The sequence below is a fragment of the Cohaesibacter marisflavi genome, assembly GCF_900115225.1.
GTDB lineage: Bacteria > Pseudomonadota > Alphaproteobacteria > Rhizobiales > Cohaesibacteraceae > Cohaesibacter > Cohaesibacter marisflavi.
This window is the reverse complement of sequence record NZ_FOVR01000004.1, coordinates 257,108-279,681: the sequence shown is the minus strand read 5'-3', so window position 1 is coordinate 279,681 and position 22,574 is coordinate 257,108. Positions and strand designations below refer to the sequence as shown.

General features: G+C 53.6%; 21 protein-coding genes. 9 read left to right on the top strand and 12 right to left on the bottom strand.

The window, feature by feature from the left end; all coding sequences use genetic code 11:
* Positions 1-173 precede the first annotated feature (173 nt).
* Entirely contained in the window at positions 174-860 is a 687-nt protein-coding gene (locus BM258_RS10235) for a GntR family transcriptional regulator (protein ID WP_090071776.1), read from the top strand.
* Positions 861-972: 112 nt separating this feature from the next.
* Here BM258_RS10235 and BM258_RS10230 read toward each other — a convergent pair whose 3' ends face one another.
* From BM258_RS10230 to rpsF, 5 genes are all read right to left on the bottom strand, one after another.
* Positions 973-1,401, bottom strand: coding sequence for a DoxX family protein (locus BM258_RS10230; protein WP_175528026.1), 429 nt, complete (start codon positions 1,399-1,401; stop codon positions 973-975).
* 226 nt (positions 1,402-1,627) lie between these two features.
* Entirely contained in the window at positions 1,628-2,248 is a 621-nt protein-coding gene (gene rplI, locus BM258_RS10225; RefSeq protein WP_090071772.1) for a 50S ribosomal protein L9, read from the bottom strand.
* A gap of 84 nt (positions 2,249-2,332) precedes the next feature.
* On the bottom strand, positions 2,333-3,319 hold the full coding sequence (locus BM258_RS10220) for a DUF2232 domain-containing protein (protein ID WP_090071771.1): 987 nt from the start codon (positions 3,317-3,319) through the stop codon (positions 2,333-2,335).
* Positions 3,320-3,478: 159 nt separating this feature from the next.
* Positions 3,479-3,712, bottom strand: a complete 234-nt coding sequence (gene rpsR / locus BM258_RS10215) for a 30S ribosomal protein S18 (RefSeq protein ID WP_090071769.1) — start codon at positions 3,710-3,712, stop codon at positions 3,479-3,481.
* A 14-nt stretch (positions 3,713-3,726) separates the two neighbouring features.
* A complete protein-coding gene (gene rpsF, locus BM258_RS10210) occupies positions 3,727-4,170 on the bottom strand; it encodes a 30S ribosomal protein S6 (protein WP_090071767.1) in 444 nt (147 codons plus the stop codon).
* A gap of 618 nt (positions 4,171-4,788) precedes the next feature.
* Between rpsF and fabD the strand changes: the two genes are divergently transcribed.
* From fabD to mltG, 5 genes are all read left to right on the top strand, one after another.
* Positions 4,789-5,730 (top strand): ACP S-malonyltransferase, encoded by a 942-nt coding sequence (gene fabD / locus BM258_RS10205; protein WP_090071765.1) that lies wholly within the window; start codon positions 4,789-4,791, stop codon positions 5,728-5,730.
* A gap of 165 nt (positions 5,731-5,895) precedes the next feature.
* Positions 5,896-6,636: a 3-oxoacyl-[acyl-carrier-protein] reductase gene (gene fabG / locus BM258_RS10200; RefSeq protein WP_090072205.1), complete on the top strand. Its 741-nt coding sequence runs from the start codon at positions 5,896-5,898 to the stop codon at positions 6,634-6,636.
* Positions 6,637-6,970: 334 nt separating this feature from the next.
* Positions 6,971-7,207, top strand: a complete 237-nt coding sequence (locus BM258_RS10195) for an acyl carrier protein (protein ID WP_090071763.1) — start codon at positions 6,971-6,973, stop codon at positions 7,205-7,207.
* 258 nt (positions 7,208-7,465) lie between these two features.
* A complete protein-coding gene (fabF, locus tag BM258_RS10190; RefSeq protein ID WP_090071761.1) occupies positions 7,466-8,728 on the top strand; it encodes a beta-ketoacyl-ACP synthase II in 1,263 nt (420 codons plus the stop codon).
* A gap of 630 nt (positions 8,729-9,358) precedes the next feature.
* Positions 9,359-10,513 carry an endolytic transglycosylase MltG gene (gene mltG / locus BM258_RS10185; RefSeq protein ID WP_090072204.1) on the top strand — a complete coding sequence of 385 codons (1,155 nt, stop codon included), beginning with the start codon at positions 9,359-9,361 and terminating at the stop codon, positions 10,511-10,513.
* Positions 10,514-10,603: 90 nt separating this feature from the next.
* On the opposite strand, the gene BM258_RS10180 is transcribed toward mltG, so the two are convergent.
* Entirely contained in the window at positions 10,604-11,098 is a 495-nt protein-coding gene (locus BM258_RS10180; RefSeq protein WP_090071759.1) for a hypothetical protein, read from the bottom strand.
* 162 nt (positions 11,099-11,260) lie between these two features.
* On the opposite strand from BM258_RS10180, the gene BM258_RS10175 reads away from it, so the two are divergent.
* Positions 11,261-12,148: a YicC/YloC family endoribonuclease gene (locus tag BM258_RS10175; RefSeq protein WP_090071757.1), complete on the top strand. Its 888-nt coding sequence runs from the start codon at positions 11,261-11,263 to the stop codon at positions 12,146-12,148.
* Between the two features lie 19 nt (positions 12,149-12,167).
* Positions 12,168-12,788 (top strand): guanylate kinase, encoded by a 621-nt coding sequence (gmk, locus tag BM258_RS10170; RefSeq protein ID WP_407062710.1) that lies wholly within the window; start codon positions 12,168-12,170, stop codon positions 12,786-12,788.
* Positions 12,789-12,888: 100 nt separating this feature from the next.
* On the opposite strand, the gene rsmA is transcribed toward gmk, so the two are convergent.
* From rsmA to BM258_RS10140, 6 genes are all read right to left on the bottom strand, one after another.
* Positions 12,889-13,740, bottom strand: coding sequence for a 16S rRNA (adenine(1518)-N(6)/adenine(1519)-N(6))-dimethyltransferase RsmA (rsmA, locus tag BM258_RS10165; RefSeq protein ID WP_090071753.1), 852 nt, complete (start codon positions 13,738-13,740; stop codon positions 12,889-12,891).
* 48 nt (positions 13,741-13,788) lie between these two features.
* Entirely contained in the window at positions 13,789-14,793 is a 1,005-nt protein-coding gene (pdxA, locus tag BM258_RS10160) for a 4-hydroxythreonine-4-phosphate dehydrogenase PdxA (protein ID WP_090071752.1), read from the bottom strand.
* A 124-nt stretch (positions 14,794-14,917) separates the two neighbouring features.
* Positions 14,918-15,862 carry a peptidylprolyl isomerase gene (locus tag BM258_RS10155; protein WP_090071750.1) on the bottom strand — a complete coding sequence of 315 codons (945 nt, stop codon included), beginning with the start codon at positions 15,860-15,862 and terminating at the stop codon, positions 14,918-14,920.
* Positions 15,863-16,010: 148 nt separating this feature from the next.
* Entirely contained in the window at positions 16,011-18,344 is a 2,334-nt protein-coding gene (locus BM258_RS10150; protein ID WP_090071748.1) for an LPS-assembly protein LptD, read from the bottom strand.
* Between the two features lie 2 nt (positions 18,345-18,346).
* Complete coding sequence (gene lptG / locus BM258_RS10145; protein ID WP_090071746.1) at positions 18,347-19,438, bottom strand: LPS export ABC transporter permease LptG; 1,092 nt, start codon at positions 19,436-19,438, stop codon at positions 18,347-18,349.
* 1 nt (position 19,439) lies between these two features.
* A complete protein-coding gene (locus BM258_RS10140) occupies positions 19,440-20,684 on the bottom strand; it encodes an LPS export ABC transporter permease LptF (RefSeq protein WP_090071743.1) in 1,245 nt (414 codons plus the stop codon).
* 383 nt (positions 20,685-21,067) lie between these two features.
* Between BM258_RS10140 and BM258_RS10130 the strand changes: the two genes are divergently transcribed.
* Positions 21,068-22,558 carry a leucyl aminopeptidase gene (locus tag BM258_RS10130; RefSeq protein WP_090071740.1) on the top strand — a complete coding sequence of 497 codons (1,491 nt, stop codon included), beginning with the start codon at positions 21,068-21,070 and terminating at the stop codon, positions 22,556-22,558.
* Positions 22,559-22,574: the final 16 nt, after the last annotated feature.

Below are 22,574 nucleotides of genomic sequence, written 5' to 3'. Positions count from 1 at the left end.
CTATTATTCTTTTGATCAAGGCTTTTCGATTGCAAGGACCCTGTCGCTAAAGCCGCTCTCAATGTTCGCTGTGCTGATCAACCAAGATCGAGAGATGCCAGGTTCGACATCTTTGATGCAGCATTCCAGATACTTGACCTTTTCGGGGCAAGTGCTTGCTAGGTAAGTACTTTATGGCACAGGAAGCTCAAACAGTCTCATTATCAGGTGACGTTTTTTCCGCTGTTCGCGAGATGGCGATAGAGTTTCGCTTCATGCCTGGGGCCAAGATCAATGAGACCGATCTGGCTCATGAACTCGGGGTCAGCCGGACTCCGGTTCGCGAAGCCCTCAATCGGCTGGTAACTGAAGACCTGATCGATTTCAGGAAGAATTATGGTTTCTTCTGCCGCACGCTTGATTTGCAGGATGTGCTGCATCTGGCTGAAGCCTACAAGACCTTTCATCTCTCCATCTTGCCGCATGTGTTTGAACGTGCCGAGAAATCCGAGGTGGAAGTATTGCTCGCATCCTGTCAGCAGATGGCAGAACATGGCAATGAGATGCCGCCTTGTGAAATGGCGCGGGCGGATCAGGCTTTTCTTCACGATGTCACCATGCTGACCAAGAATCCGGTGATGGCGCAGATTAACAATAATATTTCTGCTCGAATCCGCTTTCTGCGTAAGGTGATGCTGGAGGGCTACGTTTGCAAACGGGCCTATTTCAGCAAACAGCAGTCCATTCTGGAGCATATTCTGGAGGGACGGGAAGCTGAGGCCAAAGACGTCTTCGATGATTATCTGACGATTGACCCTTCAGAGGCGGAAAAGGCGCTGACACGCGGGCTGGGTCGGATCTATCTCCAAGGAGCGCATTGATCCCCGACTTGGGGATGCGGTTCTTCCTCTGAAGTTGCCACATTTAAAGCAAAAAAAAGCGGGCCCGAAGCCCGCTTTTTGCGTTTTTAGTGCTCTTGATGCGCTGTCGCTCTTACTTGGCTTTTGTTGGCCACAGGAAGAAGTTGCGACCATACTCGGCGCGCTCCTGACGCCATGCTTCCCAGGCGACAATGAAGGACACAAAGCCAAGAAGGAAGATATATTCGACGCCCCCCTTGTTCCAGGTCCACACAAACTCTCCTTTGGTGAAGAGCGTGGTATAGGCGGCAATCGCCATGGTGCCAGTTGATGCCAGACCAAGCCATTTAGTCAGAATGTTGAAGGTCAGGCCGATGACAACAGCGGTTTCGGTCACAATTGCCAAAAGTACAAAGAAGATGGCGGGCTGAAGGCCGACTTTGGCAAAATAGCCAAGCAACATATCAAACGCCTGAAACTTGAACAGAACGTGAGGGATGTAGATGAGGCCGGTGACGATGCGCAGCAATGCGAATGGGGTCAGAGTGAATGCTGGTTTCATTTCGATATCCATCAAGCTGGTTGCTTTTGATTTTGATGTCTGGATGAATGATCACTAGGATTATTCAGATTAGTATGCTGTATATTATACAATAGAATATTCTATTTGATTTGTATCATCCACCAGCGCTATTCCCCAGTCAGATATAAAAAAACCCGGCACAGAGGCCGGGTTTTCAAAAGACATTTCTGCATAAGCAGACGCTGTCGATGGGAATAAGAAGCTCTTATTCTTCTTCTTCAGCAGATTCTTCGGCGACTTCTTCAGAAGCTTCAGCTTCTTCTTCGCCTTCGATTTCTTCCAGCAGCTCTTCGTCGAGTTCCAGATCTTCTTCAAACTCGAATGCTTCGTCGCGTTCGGTCAGGGACAGGTCTTCGCCAGCAGCCTGACGGTCAGCTTCGTCCTGAGAACGGGCAACGTTGGCGGTGACAACCAGTTCGACTTCCGGATGCAGGATCACGGTAACGGAGTGCATGCCGATGGTCTTGATCGGACGGTCCAGAGAAACCTGGTTGCGCGTCAGGGATACACCGCCATCAGACAGAGCGTCGGCAAGGTCGCGGGTGGAAACAGAGCCGTAGAGCTGGCCGGTTTCGGAAGCGGCACGGATAACGATAACCGTTTTGGCGCCGATGCGTTCTTTAAGAGCTTCTGCTTCGCTCTTGGCTTCCAGGTTGCGAGCTTCGAGCTGTGCGCGTTCAGATTCGAAGCGTTTCTTGTTGGCTTCGGAAGCGCGGATGGCTTTGCCCTGAGGCAGAAGGAAGTTACGTGCATAGCCGGTACGTACAGTGACGATGTCGCCCATCTGGCCGAGTTTTGCGACGCGTTCAAGCAGGATCAGTTCCATTTTAGTCTCCATTTTATCATCCCTTAAGGATGACTGTTCCTTGTGTTTTTCTTTATTGGTTCAATTGGGCCGGTAAGGCCCGGATCAGCTTTGCCCGTTTCCCTCATCTTTGTCTTGGTCGGTTGGTCTGAGGGGACCGCGCGGCATTCGGGAGCGGACATTAAAGAAGATTTCTGCGCCACCCAAAAAAATCAGCACGATGCCGATCCATTGGAAAATGGCGAGGAGAAAATAGGTCGTCCATAGAATGACCAGCCGCGCCGGAGATTGGCGGGTCAGGTAATGCAGGACAGAAAGGCCAACCAGAAGCACGGCCGTGCCAAAGGCAGTGGCTACGATTTGCGCCAGAATCTGGGGCAGGCCACTCAGGATGAACATGAGGGCGAGACCAACCAAAAAGATGAATACGGCGACGGGCGACAAGGTCAGCTGGTGAAGATTTGGCCAGGGACGTTGCAGCTTTCCCGATTTCTGAACCACCTTGCCTGCCAGATAGAGGTTGACCACCGAACTGAAGGTCACCATCAGAACAGAGGCCATGGGCGCCATCCAGGTGATCATCGAGACGATGTCGTCAATGGTCAGGGCGGTTCCCTCAGGCAGCGACAGTTGCTGGGCCTCGTAGACCTGGTTCATCATGACCGAGATTGTGTCGCGATATTGATCGAGACTGAAACCAAACGGGATGAACATGGCGACGCTGGTGATGCAGGCGATGGACGCGATCCACATCAGCAGGCGGTCCATCGGATACCAGATGGTTTCGCCGGTTTCGGTGTTTGTCTGGCTAAGGGTTGCCAGTCGCGCCAACCACCAAGGGGGAACACTGTTCACCACCATGAAAAGAAGGCCTGCGAGTGGGCTGATCAGAAGCGAAAGAGCCACACCAGAGCTGACGACGGCGATGAGCCCAGTAAAGGAGCCCCAGCCGAGCGATGCAATCATCAGGGGAAGAGGGGAGAGAATAATGAGAATGATGCCAAGGCCGAACATCCCGCCGACATAGCCGGAGAGGTTCAGAAGCGCGGTACAAAGACCGGCAATAATGCCTATGATCAGATAGTTGCTCATTCTCTTGGCTGTCCCGCTTGCCCTGAGGTGGGCGTTTGCTGGCGGTTAGAGGCAGGTCACATTCGCCTGTCCCAACGGTCGATAGTGGATTTCCCGAAAGTTTGGGAAGGGAAAAGGGCGCTTGATCGCCCTTTTCCAAATCTTGATGCCACTCAGCGCTTAGCTGATGACGTATGGCAGAAGGCCCAGGAAGCGAGCGCGTTTGATGGCACGAGCCAGTTCGCGCTGTTTCTTGGCAGAAACTGCCGTGATACGGGATGGAACGATCTTACCGCGTTCGGAAACGTAACGCTGCAGAAGGCGAACATCCTTGTAATCAATCTTCGGTGCATTATCGCCGGAGAAAGGGCAAGTTTTGCGACGACGGAAAAATGGACGACGTGCTCCAGACATGATTCTTGCTCCTCTTACTCAGCTGCTTTGTCAGAATTGTTGTCACGATCTTCGCGACGTGGACGGCGGTCACCACGGTCACCGCGCGGGCCACGATCGTTGCGATCGCCACGGCCACCACGACGGTCGTCGCGGTCGCGCTTCTGCATCATTGCAGACTGTTCTTCTTCGTGCTCTTCAACGCGGATGGTCATGAAGCGCATGACATCTTCGTTGATGCGCATCTGACGTTCCATTTCAACAATTGCATCGGAAGGAGCGTCGATGTTCATCAGAACATAATGCGCCTTGCGGTTCTTGTTGATGCGGTATGCGATGGTTTTCAGTCCCCAGAATTCGACTTTGCCGACGGAGCCTTCATATTCACCAATAAGGGTTTTATATTGCTCAACCAGAGCCTCAACCTGCTGCTGAGAGATGTCCTGGCGAGCAAGGAAAACGTGCTCGTAAAGCGCCATTGTTCCTGCCTTGTCTCTTGAGTTTCAACATATCAGCTCGACCGGCGCTAAGCCTCCAAAAAGCCTTAGATGACAAGGCTCTTTTGAGAATTTATTGCTTTAAAGAGCGAGGACACAGGAAGACGGAAATCTCTCTTTCCTACCGTTGCCCGGATTGTGCTAAGGTGCAAAATCCAGACAATAGTCTTCCGTTCAGCCCTCGGCCTCGCCTAGCTGATCCGCGCTTTATAGCCGAATTTTCCTGATGTGCAAGGCCAAATTCAGGAGAAATGCCTAAAAATAGCTTCTTTGTCCTGTTTGAGTGGCTTGACCCTGTGATCGCCGCTTTTGACGGATTTGGCCATTTGGCGGGCTTTCAAAGTGAATAAGCGTAGGGTGAATGCGCGTTTTCTCGAAAAATGCGCACCTTTTCGCTCTGTTTTACCCCGTAAGTCTTGACTCTGGGAGGCAATAAATACAATAGCGAACGATGAACTTCATAAAGCTGTCAAAAATGGCCCGATTGAGCGTTTTGCCCGGTCCTCAGGCGGCTTGTCGTTAGACCGCGCAGTTTGCGCAAGGAACAAGAGACGCATGCGAGAAGTTGCGTCCGATTAAATCAAATAAGGTTGAAACGTCATGAGTGTTGCTTTTACTTTTCCCGGACAAGGCAGTCAGGCAGTTGGAATGGGCAAGGCGCTGGCCGACGAATTTTCTGTTGCGCGCGCTGTCTATGAAGAAGTGAATGATGCGCTGGGTGAAAAGCTCTCCGATATCATGTGGAACGGTCCGGCTGATGTGCTGACCCTTACGCGCAACGCACAGCCTGCTCTTATGGCAGCATCCATTGCGGCTCTGCGCGTGATGAAGGAAAAGGGTCTCGATCTGGCAGACAAGGTTTCCTATGTTGCAGGTCACTCACTGGGTGAATATTCCGCACTGGCCGCTTCCGGGGCGCTGAGCCTTGGCGATACGGCGCGTCTTCTTCGCATTCGTGGCGATGCTATGCAAAAGGCTGTTCCTGTGGGTGAAGGCGCCATGGCGGCCATCCTCGGGCTTTCCATGGATGATGTGAAAGCGGTAACCAAAGAAGCTGCCGACGGCGAAGTTTGCCAGGTGGCCAACGACAATGCGACCGGTCAGGTCGTTATTTCCGGTGCTAAAAGTGCCATTGAGCGGGCTGCTGCTCTGGCTAAAGAGAAAGGCGCAAAGCGCGCGCTGCTGCTGCCGGTGAGCGCACCTTTCCATTGCGCTCTGATGGCGCCTGCCGCCGATGCCATGGCTGACGCCCTTTCCAAGGTCACCATTCACAAGCCTGCTGTTCCGCTCGTTGCCAACGTTCTGGCCAATGCGATTGATGATCCGGAAGCCATCCGCAAGCATCTTGTCGAGCAGGTGACCGGAATGGTGCGTTGGTCCGAATCCGTTTCCTGGCTTTCCCACAATGGTGTTGATTGCCTCTATGAAATCGGTACGGGCAAGGTCTTGTCTGGTCTGGCCAAGCGTATTGTCAAGGGAATCAGCACGGTAAATGTTGGTGAACCGGGCGATATTGACCCTGCCATGGCAAAATTGGCCTGATAAGCATTTGCAAAGACGCCACCGGTTCGTATATCCAAGTCTTGACAATGGCTCAGGCGAAGAGGGCGACCGTTGCTTTCAATGGCGTCTTTGGCTTGCGTTGACTGAAACAATAAGCTGGTCGCTTTCTAATTGGAAAGTGATTGGCTGTTGGAGGTAGATGATATGTTTGATTTGAGCGGAAAGTGCGCTCTGGTAACCGGCGCAAGCGGCGGTATCGGCGAATCCATCGCGATGGCGTTGCATGCACAGGGTGCCAAGGTCGCCATTTCTGGCACGCGAGTCGAAGCGCTCGAGGCCCTTGCAGAAAAACTCGGCGGTGACCGTGTATTTGTAACGCCTGCAAACCTGTCGGAGGCCGAATCCATTGCGTCCCTGGCTGGCGATGCGGAAACCGCCATGGGGCAGCTCGATATTCTGGTGAACAACGCTGGCATCACGCGCGATGGTCTTTTTATGCGCATGAAGGATGAAGACTGGGAGCAGGTGCTGACGGTGAATCTGACTTCAGCGATGCGCCTTTCCCGTGCGGTTCTGCGCGGCATGATGAAGCGGCGTCATGGTCGCATTATTTCCATCAGCTCGGTGGTTGGTGTCACTGGCAATCCGGGACAGGGTAATTATGCCGCAGCCAAGGCTGGCATGATCGGCATGACCAAGTCTCTGGCACAGGAAGTGGCCAACCGCGGTATCACCGCAAACTGCATCGCACCGGGCTTTATCAAGACGGCGATGACGGACAAGCTGAACGAAAAACAGCAGGAAGCCATCAACTCCGCGATTCCTGCAGCGCGCATGGGGTTGCCCGAAGAGGTGGCCAGTGCTGCGGTTTATCTGGCAAGCGACGAAGCTGCCTATGTCACCGGACAGACACTGCATGTCAACGGTGGCATGGCGATGATCTAACAAGATCAAATCTGCATTTGAGGGTTGAAAATCTTCAAATGCACCTTTAATTGCTTGGATAAGAGCGGGAAGAAGGAAACATTTGCTTTTCTGGCTCATTCCTGATCTTCTCAAGCGCAAGAAAGTGTGTTACGAACCGCGCGAATTCCGGTGAAAGCCATCTGAGATTGGCTGATTTGGAAGCGGTTTAACAGCCAGGTTCACTTTACAGGATTCCTTGGAGTCTGGTGGGCCAATTGGCAGTGTGCAAAATCGGGAAAGAGATTTGTTCGGCAATTGGCCAAAACAAGCTGTTTTTCCAAACTTGATCGAACGCTAATTTTGAGGAAAGAAAATGAGCGATATCGCTGAACGCGTAAAAAAAATCGTGATCGAACATCTCGGCGTTGACGCTGAAAAAGTAACCGAATCTGCAAGCTTCATCGATGATCTGGGCGCAGACAGCCTTGACACCGTTGAGCTGGTTATGGCTTTCGAGGAAGAATTCGGCACCGAGATCCCTGATGACGCTGCTGAAACCATTCAGACGGTCGGCGACGCTGTCTCCTTCCTGACCAAAGCTGCCAACTAATCTGTTAGCGGCGGACCTCAGCAATGCGGTCTAAATGGTGAAAATAAAACCGGAAGGGGCTCGGCTCCTTCCGGTTTTTTTGTTTCAGCCGCTTAATGCTTGTTCTGGCTTGAATTGGTGACATAAGTCTGAAATGAATAACTCCTGAAAAAAGCTTACGTGAAACAGCTTTTACGGGTAATAAATATAAAGGCGCACTTGCCCCCGGGTAAGACCGGTAGAGGCGAGGTTACAAACAAGACTATTTGGAGACTGAGGATGAGACGAGTTGTCGTAACCGGTATGGGTATGGTCAGCCCGCTTGGCAATGGAGTTGAGACGACCTGGTCGAATATTCTGGCTGGCAAGAGTGGAGCCAAGACCCCGACCGGGTTCGAAACGGAAGATCTGGCCTGTCGCGTTGCTTGTCAGTTGCCGTTTGGTGATGGCACGAATGGCACCTTTAATCCCGATGATGTGCTGCCGGTCAAAGAGCAGCGCAAGGTTGATCCCTTTATCGTTTATGCAGTTGCGGCCGCTGATGAAGCGCTGGCAGATGCAAACTGGAAACCGGAAAGCTATGAAGACCAGATCTCCAGTGGTGTGATGATCGGGTCCGGCATTGGTGGCCTTCTGGGTATTGAAAAGGCGGCTTATGATTTGCAGGCGAAAGGGCCTCGTCGTATCAGCCCGTTCTTTATCCCCGGCCGTCTTATCAACCTGGCTTCCGGCTATGTTTCCATTCGTCACGGCCTCAAGGGCCCCAACCACGCAGTTGTTACGGCCTGCTCTACAGGCGCACACGCGATTGGCGATGCGGCCCGTCTGGTTGCACTGGGGGATGCAGACGTAATGGTTGCCGGTGGTACCGAATCTCCGATTGGGCGCCTGGCCCTTGCCGGTTTTGCTGCCTGTCGCGCGCTCTCAACCAACTTCAACGATGAGCCTGAAAAGGCCTCCCGTCCTTATGACAAGGATCGTGACGGCTTTGTCATGGGTGAAGGCGCTGGCGTTGTCGTGCTGGAAGAATATGAGCATGCCAAGGCACGTGGGGCAAAGATTTACGCCGAAGTCATTGGCTATGGCATGTCCGGCGACGCCTATCACATTACGGCACCATCTGAAGACGGTGACGGGGCATTCCGTTGCATGTCCGCTGCGATGAAGCGCGCAGACATCACGCCTGCCGATATCGATTATGTCAACGCGCATGGCACCTCGACGCCGCTGGGTGACGAAATTGAGCTCAGAGCCATTGAGCGTCTGGTTGGTGATGCCGCCGAAGGGTTGACCATGTCTTCGACGAAATCGGCGGTCGGGCATCTTCTGGGTGCTGCTGGTGCTGTTGAAGCGATTTTCTCGACGCTGGCCATTCGCGATCAGGTGGCTCCTCCGACATTGAACCTTGAGAATCCATCCGTCGACACCAAGATCGATCTGGTTCCCAAAACACCGAAGAAAATGGATATCAAGGTTGCCTTGTCCAACTCCTTCGGCTTTGGCGGTACCAACGCCTCCCTGATCTTGCGCGCGGTCGACTGATTGGTTCCAACGCCAAAGATTGCGGCGCGGCCAGTCTTGTTCAGACAGGCGGATCGTGCGGCGGATCAAATAGATATAAGAGAATGAGGCGGCTCCGGAGCCGTCTCTTTTTCGCCATGAAGACTACGTAAAGCGTCGGATCGATTGATTTGTCTTTGGATGAATCCCCGGGCGTTGAAATGCGTAAGATGTTTATTCCGGAGTTTTTCGGAAAATTGAAATGTTGAAGAGGCTTTGAGCCACGAAATGCAACGGCCCAGATGCCGGGCTTTCGCAATTGATGACCCATCTTGACTTGAGGCGGACATGGTAGACGGTAAAGACGACAAGGACAAACTGCAGGAAGAGCAGAAGAGCGAGTCTGAGGTGACACAGGACACTGAAAAGACAGCTGAAAAGTCCTCCGAAACTAAGCCTTCAGATAAGACGGATAAAGACAGCCCGGCGTCATCAGACGATGACGCATCCAAGAAGGACGATTCGGACAAGGAAGCCGCTACGGCTTCTAAAGATGATGCGTCTTCTGCCAAGTCTGCCAAAGAGGAAGAGACGGTTACCTCTACAGGAGATACGTCTTCCAATGACAAGGCTGAGGAGTCCGAGGCTCCGGATGTTGAGCCGACCTCAGCTATGGTGTCCGACACCGGCGAAGTCAAAACCCCTAAGAGTGCCCGTCAGGCTATAGAGCCAGAAACGCCACCGCCGCCGCCAACGCGGTCAAAAGCGGTGCGCCATCCGATTGTTGTTTTCATGAATTTCGTGATCACGGTCGTGCTTCTGGCGGTGATCGGGATAGGCGGTGTCCTTTATTACGGCAAGCAGACTTTCATCGAAGAGGGCCCACTCAAGCAGGAAAAGACCATTCTTGTGAGTGGCGGCACTGGCCTTGGCACAATCGCAGAAATTCTGGAACGCCAGAATGTGATCAGCGACCAGACGATCTTCAACTACGGCGTCCAGATCTATCGTCAGGATACCAAGCTGAAAGCTGGTGAATATCTGTTCAGTCCGGGTGTTTCGATGATGCAGGTGATGCAGATTCTGACCTCCGGCAAATCCATTCTGCATTCGGTTACGGTGCCAGAGGGGTATACCTCCTATCAGATCCATCAGGTTCTGATGGACAATGATATTCTGATGGGCCCGCTGGATGAGATTCCTGCGGAAGGGACGCTGCTGCCAGAGACCTATAAATTCGCGCGTGGCACGACTCGCAAGGAAATGGTCAAGCGTATGGCCGATGCCCATGATCGCGCTGTAGCGGAAATCTGGGATCGTCGGGCGGCAGATTTGCCTTTGAAAACCCCCGAAGAGCTGGTGACACTGGCGTCCATCGTGGAAAAGGAAACCGGAAAGGCCTCCGAGCGCACCCGCGTTGCCGGTGTCTTCATCAACCGGCTCAATCAGGGCATCAGGCTGCAGTCTGACCCGACCGTCATTTACGGCATCTTTGGCGGCAAGGGAAAACCGAAAGATCGCCCGATCTTCCGCTCTGATCTGGACAAGAAGACTGATTACAATACCTATCAGATCCCGGGGTTGACGCCGGGGCCGATAGCCAATCCGGGGCGAGCGTCTCTGGAGGCGGTTGCCAATCCGAGCCGCACCAAAGAGCTGTTCTTTGTGGCTGATGGGACCGGTGGTCATGTCTTCTCGGAAACGCTCAAGCAGCATAACGATAATGTCCGGCGCTGGCGTGAGATCGAAAAACAGCGGATCGAAGCGGCCAAGCAGAAGGAAACAGAGTCCAGCGAGGGCGGCGACCAGGAGCAGCCAGCCGAATAGGGCTTTCTTTCTGGAAAAAATTGATGGCGGTCGAGCGTTAGGCTCTTGGCCGCCATTTTGATTCTGGGCACGGGGCGCTGGGATCTTCTCCTAGTGAAGCTCGCTGCTGTCTTTGCTGAATTCTCTTTCTGCCAACGCTATGGCCGCTGAAATATGCTCAGGCTGGTCTATGGACAGGGGGATGGATGCAATCTGGTGCAGGGGCTCGCCGGGGAGCGGTGCTGTTTCTTCGATGTCAATCCTGTAGCGGATGGCGATCATGTCTGCGTGGGAGCTGCGCAGCGCAACTCTGGTGCTCCCCTTGGTGTGTGACAGGATAAAAGCGGTTTCGAAATCCCACCCCAAATCAACGCCTTGCTGCGTGCGAGAGACAATTCCAGCCATCGATTCGGAAAGTTCAGGCTCCGCTGTTATCTGCAAGCGAGCCTTGTCGATATAGATGAGAGCGAAGACTGCCGACAAGCACATCTTGGTCGCTCCGGAGCGGGTTGCATCCAGTAGCGCGGCAATGGCGTCTTCATGCGGCTTGGGGCTGGTCAGGCGTTCGCTTTTGGATTGTACGGCTTTGTTGCTTCTATCAGACATTGATTTTTGCTTGGTAAAGTGAGCTTGTCGGTCATTGTCGCCTTTTAAATTGTGTCAGGCAAGATGCTAGACTTGACAGGTCGCCAGCTGTTTCTGATTGTATGCGCGCAGGACAGGATGGCATGCATCACTGCTTGCTCAGGAATTTAGGGACACAGGATCATGACGCTTGTTAGCATGACAGGTTTCACCCGCTTGGGTGGAAGCTTCGGGAGATATAACTGGACTTGGGAGATCAAGACCGTCAATGGCAAGGGGCTGGATTTGCGCCTGCGCTTGCCGCCAGGGTTTGACGAGCTGGATCGCCCCGTTCGCGCCATCATGAGTGAGCGGCTTGCGCGAGGGTCCTGTTATGTGTCCCTGACGGTTCAGCATGAAGCCCCAAGCCAGTCGCTTCAGGTCAATCAGCAGGTTCTAGACTCTGTGCTGGACGCTCTTGCCTTGATCAAGGATCGTGTTGATGCCAAGAAGCCCAGTCTGGATGGGATCCTGTCTATCAAGGGTGTGATGGAGCAGGTCGAGGAAAGCGAAAGCGAAGAGGTGCAGGCCCTGTTGATCGAGGCGATGCTGGCCAACTTCAAAGATGCGATGACCGATCTGCAAAGCATGCGCAAGAGCGAGGGCGACGCGCTTGAGAAAGTCGTCATGCAGCGCGTCGAAGAGCTCGAAGCGCTGACAAAACAGGCGGAAGAGTGCCCGGCGCGCAGTGCCGATGCCATTCGGACCAAGTTGCGTCAGCAAATTGAGCGCATTCTTGAGGCCGAATCCTCTCTTGATGAGGACCGACTCTATCAGGAGGCCGTTCTTCTGGCGGGCAAGGCGGATGTGCGCGAAGAATTGGACCGGCTTTATGCACATTGTGCTGCGGTGCGGGCATTGGTCGCAGAAGACCGCCCCGTTGGTCGCAAGCTGGATTTTCTGGCTCAGGAATTCAACCGCGAAGCCAATACCCTCTGTTCCAAATCCAATGATACCAGCCTGACCGCGATCGGCCTTGACCTAAAGGCGACGATTGAGCAGCTGCGTGAACAAATTCAGAATGTCGAGTAAAAATATGACGGAAAATTCCATGATCAGACGCGGTTTGATGCTCGTGCTCTCGTCTCCTTCAGGCGCGGGCAAATCGACCATCAGCCGCCATTTGCTGGATAGTGATCGCAATCTGCAGCTTTCTGTTTCGGCGACGACACGGGCCAAGCGCGGCAGCGAAATTGACGGCGTCCATTACCATTTTGTGCCAGAGCGCCAGTTCCACGCCATGCGCGAACGCGGGGATCTTCTGGAATGGGCCGAGGTGCATTCCAATTTCTACGGCACGCCGCGCGATCCGGTGGAAGAAGCGCTCTCCAAGGGCCGTGATGTTCTGTTCGATATCGACTGGCAGGGCACGCTGCAGCTGAAAAAAGCTGCTCGCAAGGATGTCGTCTCGGTCTTCATTCTGCCGCCATCCATGGAGGAGTTGAAGCAACGCCTCGTGCGCCGTGCTGAAGACAAACAGGATGTCATCGAGGCTCGGTTGCAAAATGCCCGTGTAGAGATCGGCCATTGGGACGAATATGACTATGTTATCGTCAATGATGATCTGGAAAAGGCTTTCGCGGCCGTCCGCTCGATCGTTGAAGCGGAACGCCACAAGCGCGAGCGAGTGATCGGTGCGCGCGGCTTTGTCGAAGGCATGCTCAACAGCTAAGCGCTCACGAAGTTTGAGTAGAGATAAGAGCAGAAAGGCCTGACACCGTGTGTGGTGCAGGCCTTTTTATTTTCATCTACTTTATATGTGACTGTGCGACTCAGCTTCCTCGCATCGCGTCCAGGCCGTTGGCCATGGCCACAAAGCCTTCCACGGACACGGTTTCTGCACGTTGGGTCGGTTCAAGACCGGCCTCTTCGATCAGGCGAAGATGATCGACACCAAGGCTCTTGAGGCTCTGGCGTAGCATCTTGCGACGTTGCCCGAAGGCGGCGGCGGTGACTTGTTCCAATGTGCGCAATCTGCAGGGCAGGGGATCGGCTTTGGGAACAAGATGCACGATGGATGATGTGACTTTCGGCGGCGGGCTGAAGCATTCCTTGGCTACATCAAAAAGCTTGTCGGCATGGGTGCGCCAACCGGCAATGACGCCGAGGCGCCCATAGGCCTTGTCTTCTTCCGTGGCGATGATGCGTTCGGCCACTTCCTTCTGGAACATAAGGGTGAGCGACTCGTAAAATGGTGGCCACGGGTCGGCTTCCAGCCAGTTGAGAAGCAGCTGGGTTCCCACATTGTAAGGCAGATTGGCAACGATGCGTGCCGGGCCTTCGGGGACAAGACTGGTCATGTCAACCTTGAGCGCGTCTCCCTCGATGATCTCCAATCGGCCGGGATAATGCGCTCCTATCTCTTCAAGCGCGCCCAGGGCACGGGAGTCCATCTCGATGGCGATGACCCGTTTTGCACCTTCATGCAGCAAGGCGCGTGTCAGGCCTCCGGGGCCGGGGCCAACCTCGATTATCGTGTGGTTGGACAGATCGCCTGCCGATCGTGCAATGCGGCAGGTGAGGTTGAGATCAAGCAGGAAATTCTGGCCCAGACTTTTCTTGGCGCGCAAGTCATGCCGTTCGATTACGTCTCTGAGGGGCGGCAAGTCATCTATCTGGGCCATTGGATCTTTCTTTCAAGCGTGCCGAAGCAATGAGATTTGCACTCAGTATCAAATCTTTACTTCATTGGCCAGCTTGAGAGCCGCCAAGAGGCTTGATGGATTGGCAATGCCCTTGGTCGCAATATCCAGCGCTGTGCCATGGTCTGGCGATGTGCGCATGAATGGCAACCCAAGGGTGACGTTGACCGTTTCGTCAAAAGCGATGGTCTTGACCGGAATGAGGGCCTGATCATGATACATGGCCAAAGCCACGTCATATTTCTCGCGCGCATTCTTGTTGAACATCGTATCTGCCGGATGAGGGCCGGTTACGGCAAAGCCTTCATCCTGAAGCTTTTTGACGACTGGAGCAATGATGGCTGCATCTTCTTTGCCCATGGCGCCATTCTCGCCGGCATGGGGGTTAAGGCCCGCAATGGCGATTTTCGGCTTATCGATGCCGAAACGGGTCTGTAGGTCATGAATCGTAACGCGAGCGATGTTTTCCACCAATTCCGGCGTAATGGAAGGGGCGACCTGATTGATCGCAATATGGCCAGTGACTGGGATGGTGCGCAGCTCGGGGCCTGCTAGCATCATGACCGGCTGGATCTTCTCGCCAGTATGTTTTTCAGAAAGGGCGCCAAGAAACTCGGTATGACCGGGATGCTCGAAGCCATATTCATACAGATTGTGCTTTTGAATCGGTAGCGTAACGAGAGCCTTCGCCTGTCCGGTGAGAACGGCCTCAGTTGCCTTTTCGATCGATTCGATAACGCCCGGCGCGTTGCAGACTTCTAGCTCTCCGGGATTGTCGCTCAGTTCATGTTCGATAGGAATGACAGGCAGCGTCATGGGAAAGGCGTCAAAGACTTCTTCGGGCTTGCAGGTACGGATGGGAACGGTCAAGCCGAACAGGCGCGCGCGGCGCTCCAGTAGAGCGGGATCGCCGAAAACGACAAAGGGGTTGATCCCTTCCTTTTCGCTGCTCAGCCAAGCCTTGAGGATGATTTCAGGGCCGATCCCTGCGGGTTCGCCGATGGAAACGGCTAGAATATCGCGTTTGGAAGCCATTGTTTTTTCCGGATATCAATGTTTTTAAACGAATTAGTCCCTGCCACTTTGGGTGACAGAGACATATTTATAGGCACATCTATGAGTATTATACCATACAACAGCAGTTGGATAGGGAAGAGGTCTAGCGCTTGTCGATAACGGCGTTAGAGCGCAGCTCCGAAAGGTAGCGCCGTTCGAGCATCTGGCTCTGCTCGTTGCGCAGCTTGGACTGGATCTCCGTGCGCAGAGTTTCCTGCTTGCCAAGATCTTTCTTGTCGCAAACGGCAACCATCTCGTAGCCTTCGCTGACCTTGATAGGAGCGGTGAGCTTGTTAACCGGCGTATCTCTGAGGCGCTCTTCCAATGGACCGGGCAGTTCCGTGGTGGATTTGCGGCCAACACGTTCAACGGCAACATCGGTGAGGGTACGCGCTGTCTCCAGATCCTTGCTGCAGGAAGAGAAGCGTGCACGAAAGCGCTTGGCTTCTTTAAGGCGCTGGTTTCTCTCACCATTGGATGCCTTCGAGCGAACGACAAAAACGACGCGCGTCAGGTCAAATCGGATTGCTTCCTTGACCTTGTCGTCCTTCTTGGTCTGATCACTCAGCAGCTGGTAGATTTCCGCTTCATCAACATGGACCTGAGAGTTGGAGCGGGCTGCGACAAGATCGCGCCAGGAGAGCTGGACTTTGAGCCAGTCCTTCAAGGTTTCAGGGTTGATGCCAGACTGCTTGATGATGGAGAGTAGGCGTTTCTTGCTCAGCTTTGCGTTGGCAGCCATGTTCGATACGGCGCCATCAATTTCACGATCAGAAGCTGTCATGTTGCGACTGCGCGCTTCAAAGAGCTTGAGCTTGTCGTCAATCAGTTCGTTGAGAGCTGCTGTCCTGCTCAGATTCTTCCGATTGCCCGAAAGGAGCTTTTCCAGACGCTGACGTTGCGCAACATCAAAATCGGTAATCACAGCACCGTTGACGACTGCTTTGATCGTGCTGGCCAAAGCCTGCTTTGTTTGCGCGCTTGAAAGCAGCACAAACATGGCCAGAGCGAGAATAGACAAGGTCTTGTTCAGTTGATCGTGCTTCATGAAACGGGCTCGTCATCGTGCTTGTAAAAATAGGACCGGAAGAAAAGAAAACCGATCAATCAGGGTTGTCCTTTTCTATCCAGTTTTTCTGAGTCAAACGCAAGTATGCAGTCAAATACGGCTAACTGAAGACGTTTTCCGTGTTTTCCTAATCAGATTCTTCAGAATAACTAAGCTGTCCATCTGCCAGTGATTTGAAATCGAACTGAAGCATGACTGTTTTGTCACTTGTCGTGTCTGAATAGGATTCGCGTGTTTGCGAATATTGCAGGCTTACAGCAAAGCACTCATCTTCATATTTGAGTTTCAACGCACCACTTACGAGACCGCCTCTGGCGATGTCATACTGGCTGCTGCCGCCGACCGACCAGAAGTCTGCAAACTTGATGGACGCTGCGGTGGTGATTTCCTGCCGAACCTGATTGATGCCTGCAGACGGGCGCTTGTCGGTATAGGCATAGCCTAAGGAGCCCGTATAGCGATCATAGCTGCCAGAGGCAGAGACGGAAGCATATTTCAGGTCCGCTGTATCGGAATCAAACCGCCCGCGCGCAATCGCCGCGATGCCTTTGTTGCTGTTGACGCCCACGCGCGCGACATAGTCAGAGCGTGTCTTGTCCAGCCCGCTGTCCAGACCGGTGCTTGTCAAATCATTCTTGGCGAAGGAGTTGCGTCCGGCAAGCTGGAACGAGCGGCCAGCCAGCGCGTTGACAGACCAGCCACTGGCCATTTGTGCGCGATACTGGAAGCCGATATTGGCGCGCGTGCCGCCCTCAACGCGGTCATACCCTGAAAATTTGTTCGGGTCGAAGAGAATGGTGTCGTCAAAGATCAGGCTCTGCGAGTCATCATTGGGCAATTCGCCGATCTGCGCCTCGTTTGGACGCGCAATCACCTGAGCGATCGGTTCAATGATGTGGGACGTGCTGCCTGTGGTCACCAGAACCGGCAGTCGATAATCGACACCGACAGTTGGCATGCCGCGCAAGGCCAGATTTTCGTCGACCAGAGCAGCAGGAGCACCCGACTTGCTCGGCATCCAGTAAAGATCACCGCGCAGGGATGTGAACGGGGTAATGACCTGACCACCGGGAGCGACAAACTTGCGTTTCCAGCTCGCGTCCACGCTGGTTCGGTTATAGGTTCCGCTGACGCCATCGGTGCGGGTTACGCCGCCAATGGTTGTCTGGCGTTCATCATCGCGCGTGATGGAGGTCGAGTTGACCTGCAGCCGTCCTTCGCCGCCAAACAGAGGCGTCTTGGAATAGGCGCTATAATCAATAGACGGATGCACAACGGCCTGTTCGGACTGGTTCAGGCTGTCGGTCATGATGTTATAGTAGTTGGCGCGGGCGTCGAAATAGTTCCGCTCGCCCTGACCGACCAAGTAGATGGAGGAACGTTTGCTCTCATCCTCGTTCGTCAGGTCATAGTCGCGCAGAAAGAGCTTGTCCGAAAGCAGGGACACGTCCCAGCCGAATTTCCATTTGCTGGAAAGGTTTAACTGGCCGGAACTCTCAATTGCGCCACGGAAGGTTTTATCACCGCTGGTGCCAGCAAAAGCGTCTTTATCCTGCTGCGAAATGCCCGCCACCCGCACATTGTATGTGCCAATGCCGACATGCTGGCGCCAAGTGGCGTTGCCCAGCAAGCCTTGTTTGGAATAATAAGTCGGCGAGAAGGTGACGTCATAGCTTTCCGATGGCGCCCAATAGTAACGCGGGGTTACATAGGTGCCCAGCTCGCTGTTGTAGCCACCGCGCGGAGCGAGCAGACCGGAGCTGCGCTTGCGTGAAGGGTCCGGATGAGCCAGATAGGGCGTGTAAAGCAGGGGAACGCCCATGAATTCGAACTTGGCAGCCTTGTAATAGACCATCTTGTCTTTGGAATTATAGATGATCCTTGAGGCCTTGATCTGCCAGAGAGGGGATTTCTTCGGATTTTCGCGGCACGGTTCGCAGGTGGTATAAACCCCCTTGTCGAACACTGTGATGTCGTCGTCGCGCCGTTCAGCCTTGTCTGCTGCAAAGCGCGCCTTCTCAGGCGTTTGCACCCGCAAGGAACGGACAAAGCCGGAGCGGAAATCTTCCGTGATATCGATATAGTTGGCGGTCATCACATTGCCGCCAGGCTCGGTGATACGCACACTGCCGTCTGCAATCAGGCGAGCAGACTTCTGATCATAGGTAACCTTGTCAGCCTGAAGCGTGTAGTCGCCATAATAGATTTCTACATGGCCAACTGCCGACACGCGTTCATTGTCATAGTCGTAGACCATTTGGTCAGCTTCGACCAACATTCGTGCGTTATCATCGGGGCGCTGAAGCTTGACGTTGGAAACGATATCCTGCGCTGCCGCGGAGTTCATTGAAGAAGGGACAAACACAAGCACAGATGCAAGCAAAGCCGCGCGCAGACCGGTGGTTACGGTCGCGTGTGAAACAGTGTCATTCCAATATGCGGACTGGACGGTACGACGCATACTTATCCGTCCTCCTGATACAACAAAATAGAAAACCCCATCAAGGAAGCCACAATCGCTGGAAGCCAAGCTGACAGAATTGGGTTAACCAACCCTGTATTTCCTAAATCTTTAGCTAATTCTGTGACTACATAAAGCACGAAGCCAGCAATAACGCCACCCAGAATCATCTTTCCCACATTGCCGAACCGAAAAATTTTTAGTGATACGGTTGCCGCGATCAGCACCATTGCCGCCAAAAGTAGGGGTTTGGCCAAAAGAGTTTGAAATCGCAAACGATATTTATATGCAGGAAGACCCGCTCGACTGGCCTGCTCGATAACGTCTGGCAGGTCCCAGAAGGGTACAGAATCAGGATTGGCTATGGTCTCTGATGCCTCCTGCGGCGTTAGGTGGGTGCTGACCAGATAGGTCTGATAGTGGCGCGGAGCTGCGGATGCGGAACTGACCAGCACATCGCTCAAATGCCAATAGCCATTTTCCAATATGCCTGATTTCGCATCGACCCGTTCGACGAACCGTCCTTCGGAATCGTAGGAAAATACCGTCACGCCTCCCAATTGACGGCCGTTATCAAAGGTGGTTCTCGCCTTGAGGATGGAATCGCCATCTTCACCCTTTTGCTGCACCCAGCCCTGACTGGCTGGCTGGCCGCTGGTGGTAAAGCTGGCGCCAAAAATTCGGGCGTCGATTTCCAGTGACTTTTCCTTGAGATAGGCGACACCGGGATTATAGACGGTGGTCGCGAAAACACCCAGAGCAACGGCTACGAAAAGGGCTGGGGCGACGAACTGCCAGGCGGACATGCCTGACGCGCGTACGATGACCAGTTCGAGGCGGCGGGACAGGTTGAGAAAGGCCGCGATGGCCCCGAACAGGGTTGCAAAGGGCAGAATGCGTTCTGCGAGTTCAGGGACACGATAAAGCGACATCAGGAAAAGGCTGAGTGCGTCGGCATTCTCCTTGTTGCTGCCACGCCGGATCAGCTCGACATAGTCGACCAGAAGGATGAGCAGAAAGCAGCCAAGGAAAATCGTCAATATTGACCAGAGAAACCGTGTGGCAAAATAGCGGAAAATGATATTTGGCGGCATGCTACGACTCTAAAAATCGCTTTTCTGGTTTTGGTTTCCTGAATAATCCTTTGACCTTATGCAATATGCTGTCGTTAAACAACTCCATTATGCGGATCAGATTGTCCATAGCCGTCAAGCGGCGGCCGCTGAGCACCATCCAGAGCCCCAGTATGATGGAAATAATCGGCAGGGCATACATAAAGGGAACCGCGAGGGGGGATCGAATCGCCAGACTGGTAATTCCGAAGCCAGCCAACCGGATGGCAGCCACAAGAATGACAGCCACAAAAATCGCGCTGCCTCGTCGCTCTCTGGTGGTGCGCACCTGCGCAAGGAAGGCGGCGACGATTGTGGCGAACACCAGATTGTAGAGCGGGTTGGTAAAACGGTCATGCAACTCCGAACGGGCAACTCCGGGCTCGCGCTTGATGGTCGGGTCGTCCTTGGGCGGATTGAGCAGGGTTGTCGTGGTCAGTTCGCGTGGCTTGTAATATTGGACGCCGCCCTCACTGACCCCCGTGAATTTGGATAGATCAATGGCATAAGAATCAAAATTGATAATATTCACCGTCGTGAAATCCGGATTGGTTTCATCCAGCTCGCCATCGTCAGCGGCTTTGATCTGCTGCTGCTGGATCGTGCCTTGCTCCATGCGCAGGAAGGTCGCTTGCGGCGTTTCGACGATTTGGGCGAATTCCGACGAGTAGACAATATGCTTCTTGGGATCGCGCTCATCAGAGAGGAACAATCCGCGCATGATGCCGTTTGGTTCCCGCTTCTGGATATGGAAGGTCATGCCATCTTCAATCTCGGAGAAAATGCCTTCCTTGACGATGTTGGCAACCAGATCAGCACGCACCTGCGTAATGAAGACACGCAGGGATGTGAGAGCCTGCGGTGCGGCATAAAGACTGAGAAATCCGCCGGTAAGCGTGGCCACTAGCCCCAGAATAATGATGGGCTTGACCACCACCCAAGGCGGCGCACTCGTCGCATTGATCACGACCAGTTCGCTGTCTGCATTGAGGTTGTTAAGGGTAACGGCGACAGCGATCAGCACTGCAAAGGGGGCGATAACCATGACCAGTGTCGGCAAGACCAGAGAGGTCATGGAGATAAAGATCAGAATTGTCTGCCCTTTGGCCGTTACCAGATCCATATCGCGCAGAGCCTGCGTCAACCAGACGATGGCAGTCAGTATGGTGACTGTCATGAGAAAGGCGGTCGCGGCGCGCATGAATATGTATCGCTCGATCAGCTTCATGATCTCTTCGTCGTGATCCTATGTTCGGTTTTTTGTATGCAAGGATTATGGTTGGTTTATGGCTGTCTCCCCTTCGGCTGGCAAGCATTTTAGTTGGGAAGTTCGGTGCTCTGGAAAAAATATCCCGCGAAAATGACCTATTTTGAAAGCGGATGATGCAATTTAGCCAACAAATGATGGCGGGGTGTTCCTTCCGCACAGTTTTCTTCAAAGGCTTTTGCATGGGCCGTTTTGAGAGCGGTCTTGAACTCGAGCGCCAAAGCACCCACAATAGTGTGAACTAGATATATTCCATTTTCCACTCCTGTCTGGCCCATTGGGGGCGACCTCGGAGCGGACCTCCTGAAAAAGACATCCTAACAAAAAGAAAGACATCGTCCTTTATGGCTACTCTCCCTTTTATTCAGTTTGAAGCTTTGGGCACACCGGAAACCGGTGCTGCCGTGTTGTTTGTTGACAAGTCCCTCGCCTTGAGTGCAACGGGGAAGGCGCTTGATGAAAAGAGTGATGGGGCAATCGGGCGAGCGATCAAGGCAGCCGATTTCAAAGGCGGTTTTTGCAAAAGCGTACAGATTCTGGCCCCTGCCGGTGTGGCGCTGGACCGCATTATTCTCATTGGCCTTGGTGAAGAAACTTTATCTGAACGCGATTTTGCGGATCTGGGTGGAGCGGCCATTGGAGCTGCCAACGGCTCAAAAGTCATCCATGTCGTCGCCGAGGCTGATGACAAGGAGATGGACGCTGCCAAAGTTTCCCTGATTGCCATGGGCATGAAGCTTAGGGCCTATGATTTCGATCTTTACAAGACCGAGAAAGGCAAGCCCAAGAAAGCAAAAGAAGCAGCAAAGGTTTCCATTCTGTGCGCGGATGCCAAAGGAGCGGCCAAGGTTTGGGAAAGTGATGAGGTGATCTCGGATGGAACCCTGCTAGCGCGTGATCTGGTCAACGAACCGGCCAATGTGCTTGGACCGGAGGAATTTGCAGCCAAGGCCAAGGCGCTGGAAGCGCTGGGGGCAGAGGTGGAAATTCTCGAACAAGCAGATCTTGAAAAACTGGGCATGAATGCTTTGCTTGGTGTGGCGCAGGGATCGGTGCGCGAGCCTCGCGTGGCCATCATGAAATGGATGGGCGGCAAAAAGGATGAAGCGCCCGTTGTCTTCGTGGGCAAGGGCGTCGTGTTTGATACCGGCGGTATTTCCATTAAGCCAGCTGGCGGCATGGAAGACATGAAGGGCGATATGGGCGGGGCCGCTGCAGTCACCGGCCTTATGCATGCGCTCTCGGGCCGCAAGGCCAAGGTGAATGCCATCGGCATCATCGGTCTTGTTGAAAATATGCCCGATGGCAACGCCCAGCGTCCGGGCGATATTGTTACCTCCATGTCTGGCCAGACCATCGAAGTCATCAATACGGATGCGGAAGGCCGTCTGGTGCTGGCTGATCTGCTGCATTACTCCAAGGAGACCTTTGCGCCACGCTTCATGATTGATCTGGCGACCTTGACTGGTGCTGTCATTGTGGCCCTTGGGGCTCACAATGCGGGCATCTTCTCCAATTCGGACGATCTCTGTGCGCAGCTGTCAAAATCCGGAGCAACGACGGGTGAAACCGTCTGGCGTCTGCCTTTGGCCAAGGAATATGACAAGATGATCGACAGCAAGTTCGCCGACATGAAGAATACCGGTGGCCGCTGGGCTGGTTCCATTACGGCGGCGCAGTTCCTCAAGCGCTTTGTGGGCGACGTGGATTGGGTGCATATCGATGTCGCAGGCACTGCGATGGATGCACCGAAAAACGAGATCAGTCAGGGGTGGGCATCCGGCTTTGGGGTCCGTTTGCTTGATCGCCTCGTGAAAGACAATTACGAAGGCTGATGGCTTAGGACAAGGT

What these genes read in the sequence shown, in the direction of transcription:
- fabG (WP_090072205.1), top strand. Translation starts at nt 5,896, where the DNA reads ATGTTTGATTTGAGCGGAAAGTGCGCTCTGGTAACCGGCGCAAGCGGC.
- rsmA (WP_090071753.1), bottom strand. Translation starts at nt 13,740, where the DNA reads ATGGCCCAGATAGATGACTTGCCGCCCCTCAGAGACGTAATCGAACGG.
- BM258_RS10150 (WP_090071748.1), bottom strand. Translation starts at nt 18,344, where the DNA reads ATGCGTCGTACCGTCCAGTCCGCATATTGGAATGACACTGTTTCACAC.
- BM258_RS10235 (WP_090071776.1), top strand. Translation starts at nt 174, where the DNA reads ATGGCACAGGAAGCTCAAACAGTCTCATTATCAGGTGACGTTTTTTCC.
- lptG (WP_090071746.1), bottom strand. Translation starts at nt 19,438, where the DNA reads ATGCCGCCAAATATCATTTTCCGCTATTTTGCCACACGGTTTCTCTGG.
- rplI (WP_090071772.1), bottom strand. Translation starts at nt 2,248, where the DNA reads ATGGAACTGATCCTGCTTGAACGCGTCGCAAAACTCGGCCAGATGGGC.
- BM258_RS10140 (WP_090071743.1), bottom strand. Translation starts at nt 20,684, where the DNA reads ATGAAGCTGATCGAGCGATACATATTCATGCGCGCCGCGACCGCCTTT.
- BM258_RS10180 (WP_090071759.1), bottom strand. Translation starts at nt 11,098, where the DNA reads ATGTCTGATAGAAGCAACAAAGCCGTACAATCCAAAAGCGAACGCCTG.
- gmk (WP_407062710.1), top strand. Translation starts at nt 12,168, where the DNA reads ATGATCAGACGCGGTTTGATGCTCGTGCTCTCGTCTCCTTCAGGCGCG.
- fabF (WP_090071761.1), top strand. Translation starts at nt 7,466, where the DNA reads ATGAGACGAGTTGTCGTAACCGGTATGGGTATGGTCAGCCCGCTTGGC.
- BM258_RS10130 (WP_090071740.1), top strand. Translation starts at nt 21,068, where the DNA reads ATGGCTACTCTCCCTTTTATTCAGTTTGAAGCTTTGGGCACACCGGAA.
- pdxA (WP_090071752.1), bottom strand. Translation starts at nt 14,793, where the DNA reads ATGGCTTCCAAACGCGATATTCTAGCCGTTTCCATCGGCGAACCCGCA.
- BM258_RS10155 (WP_090071750.1), bottom strand. Translation starts at nt 15,862, where the DNA reads ATGAAGCACGATCAACTGAACAAGACCTTGTCTATTCTCGCTCTGGCC.
- BM258_RS10175 (WP_090071757.1), top strand. Translation starts at nt 11,261, where the DNA reads ATGACGCTTGTTAGCATGACAGGTTTCACCCGCTTGGGTGGAAGCTTC.
- mltG (WP_090072204.1), top strand. Translation starts at nt 9,359, where the DNA reads ATGGTGTCCGACACCGGCGAAGTCAAAACCCCTAAGAGTGCCCGTCAG.
- fabD (WP_090071765.1), top strand. Translation starts at nt 4,789, where the DNA reads ATGAGTGTTGCTTTTACTTTTCCCGGACAAGGCAGTCAGGCAGTTGGA.
- rpsR (WP_090071769.1), bottom strand. Translation starts at nt 3,712, where the DNA reads ATGTCTGGAGCACGTCGTCCATTTTTCCGTCGTCGCAAAACTTGCCCT.
- BM258_RS10230 (WP_175528026.1), bottom strand. Translation starts at nt 1,401, where the DNA reads ATGAAACCAGCATTCACTCTGACCCCATTCGCATTGCTGCGCATCGTC.
- BM258_RS10195 (WP_090071763.1), top strand. Translation starts at nt 6,971, where the DNA reads ATGAGCGATATCGCTGAACGCGTAAAAAAAATCGTGATCGAACATCTC.
- BM258_RS10220 (WP_090071771.1), bottom strand. Translation starts at nt 3,319, where the DNA reads ATGAGCAACTATCTGATCATAGGCATTATTGCCGGTCTTTGTACCGCG.
- rpsF (WP_090071767.1), bottom strand. Translation starts at nt 4,170, where the DNA reads ATGGCGCTTTACGAGCACGTTTTCCTTGCTCGCCAGGACATCTCTCAG.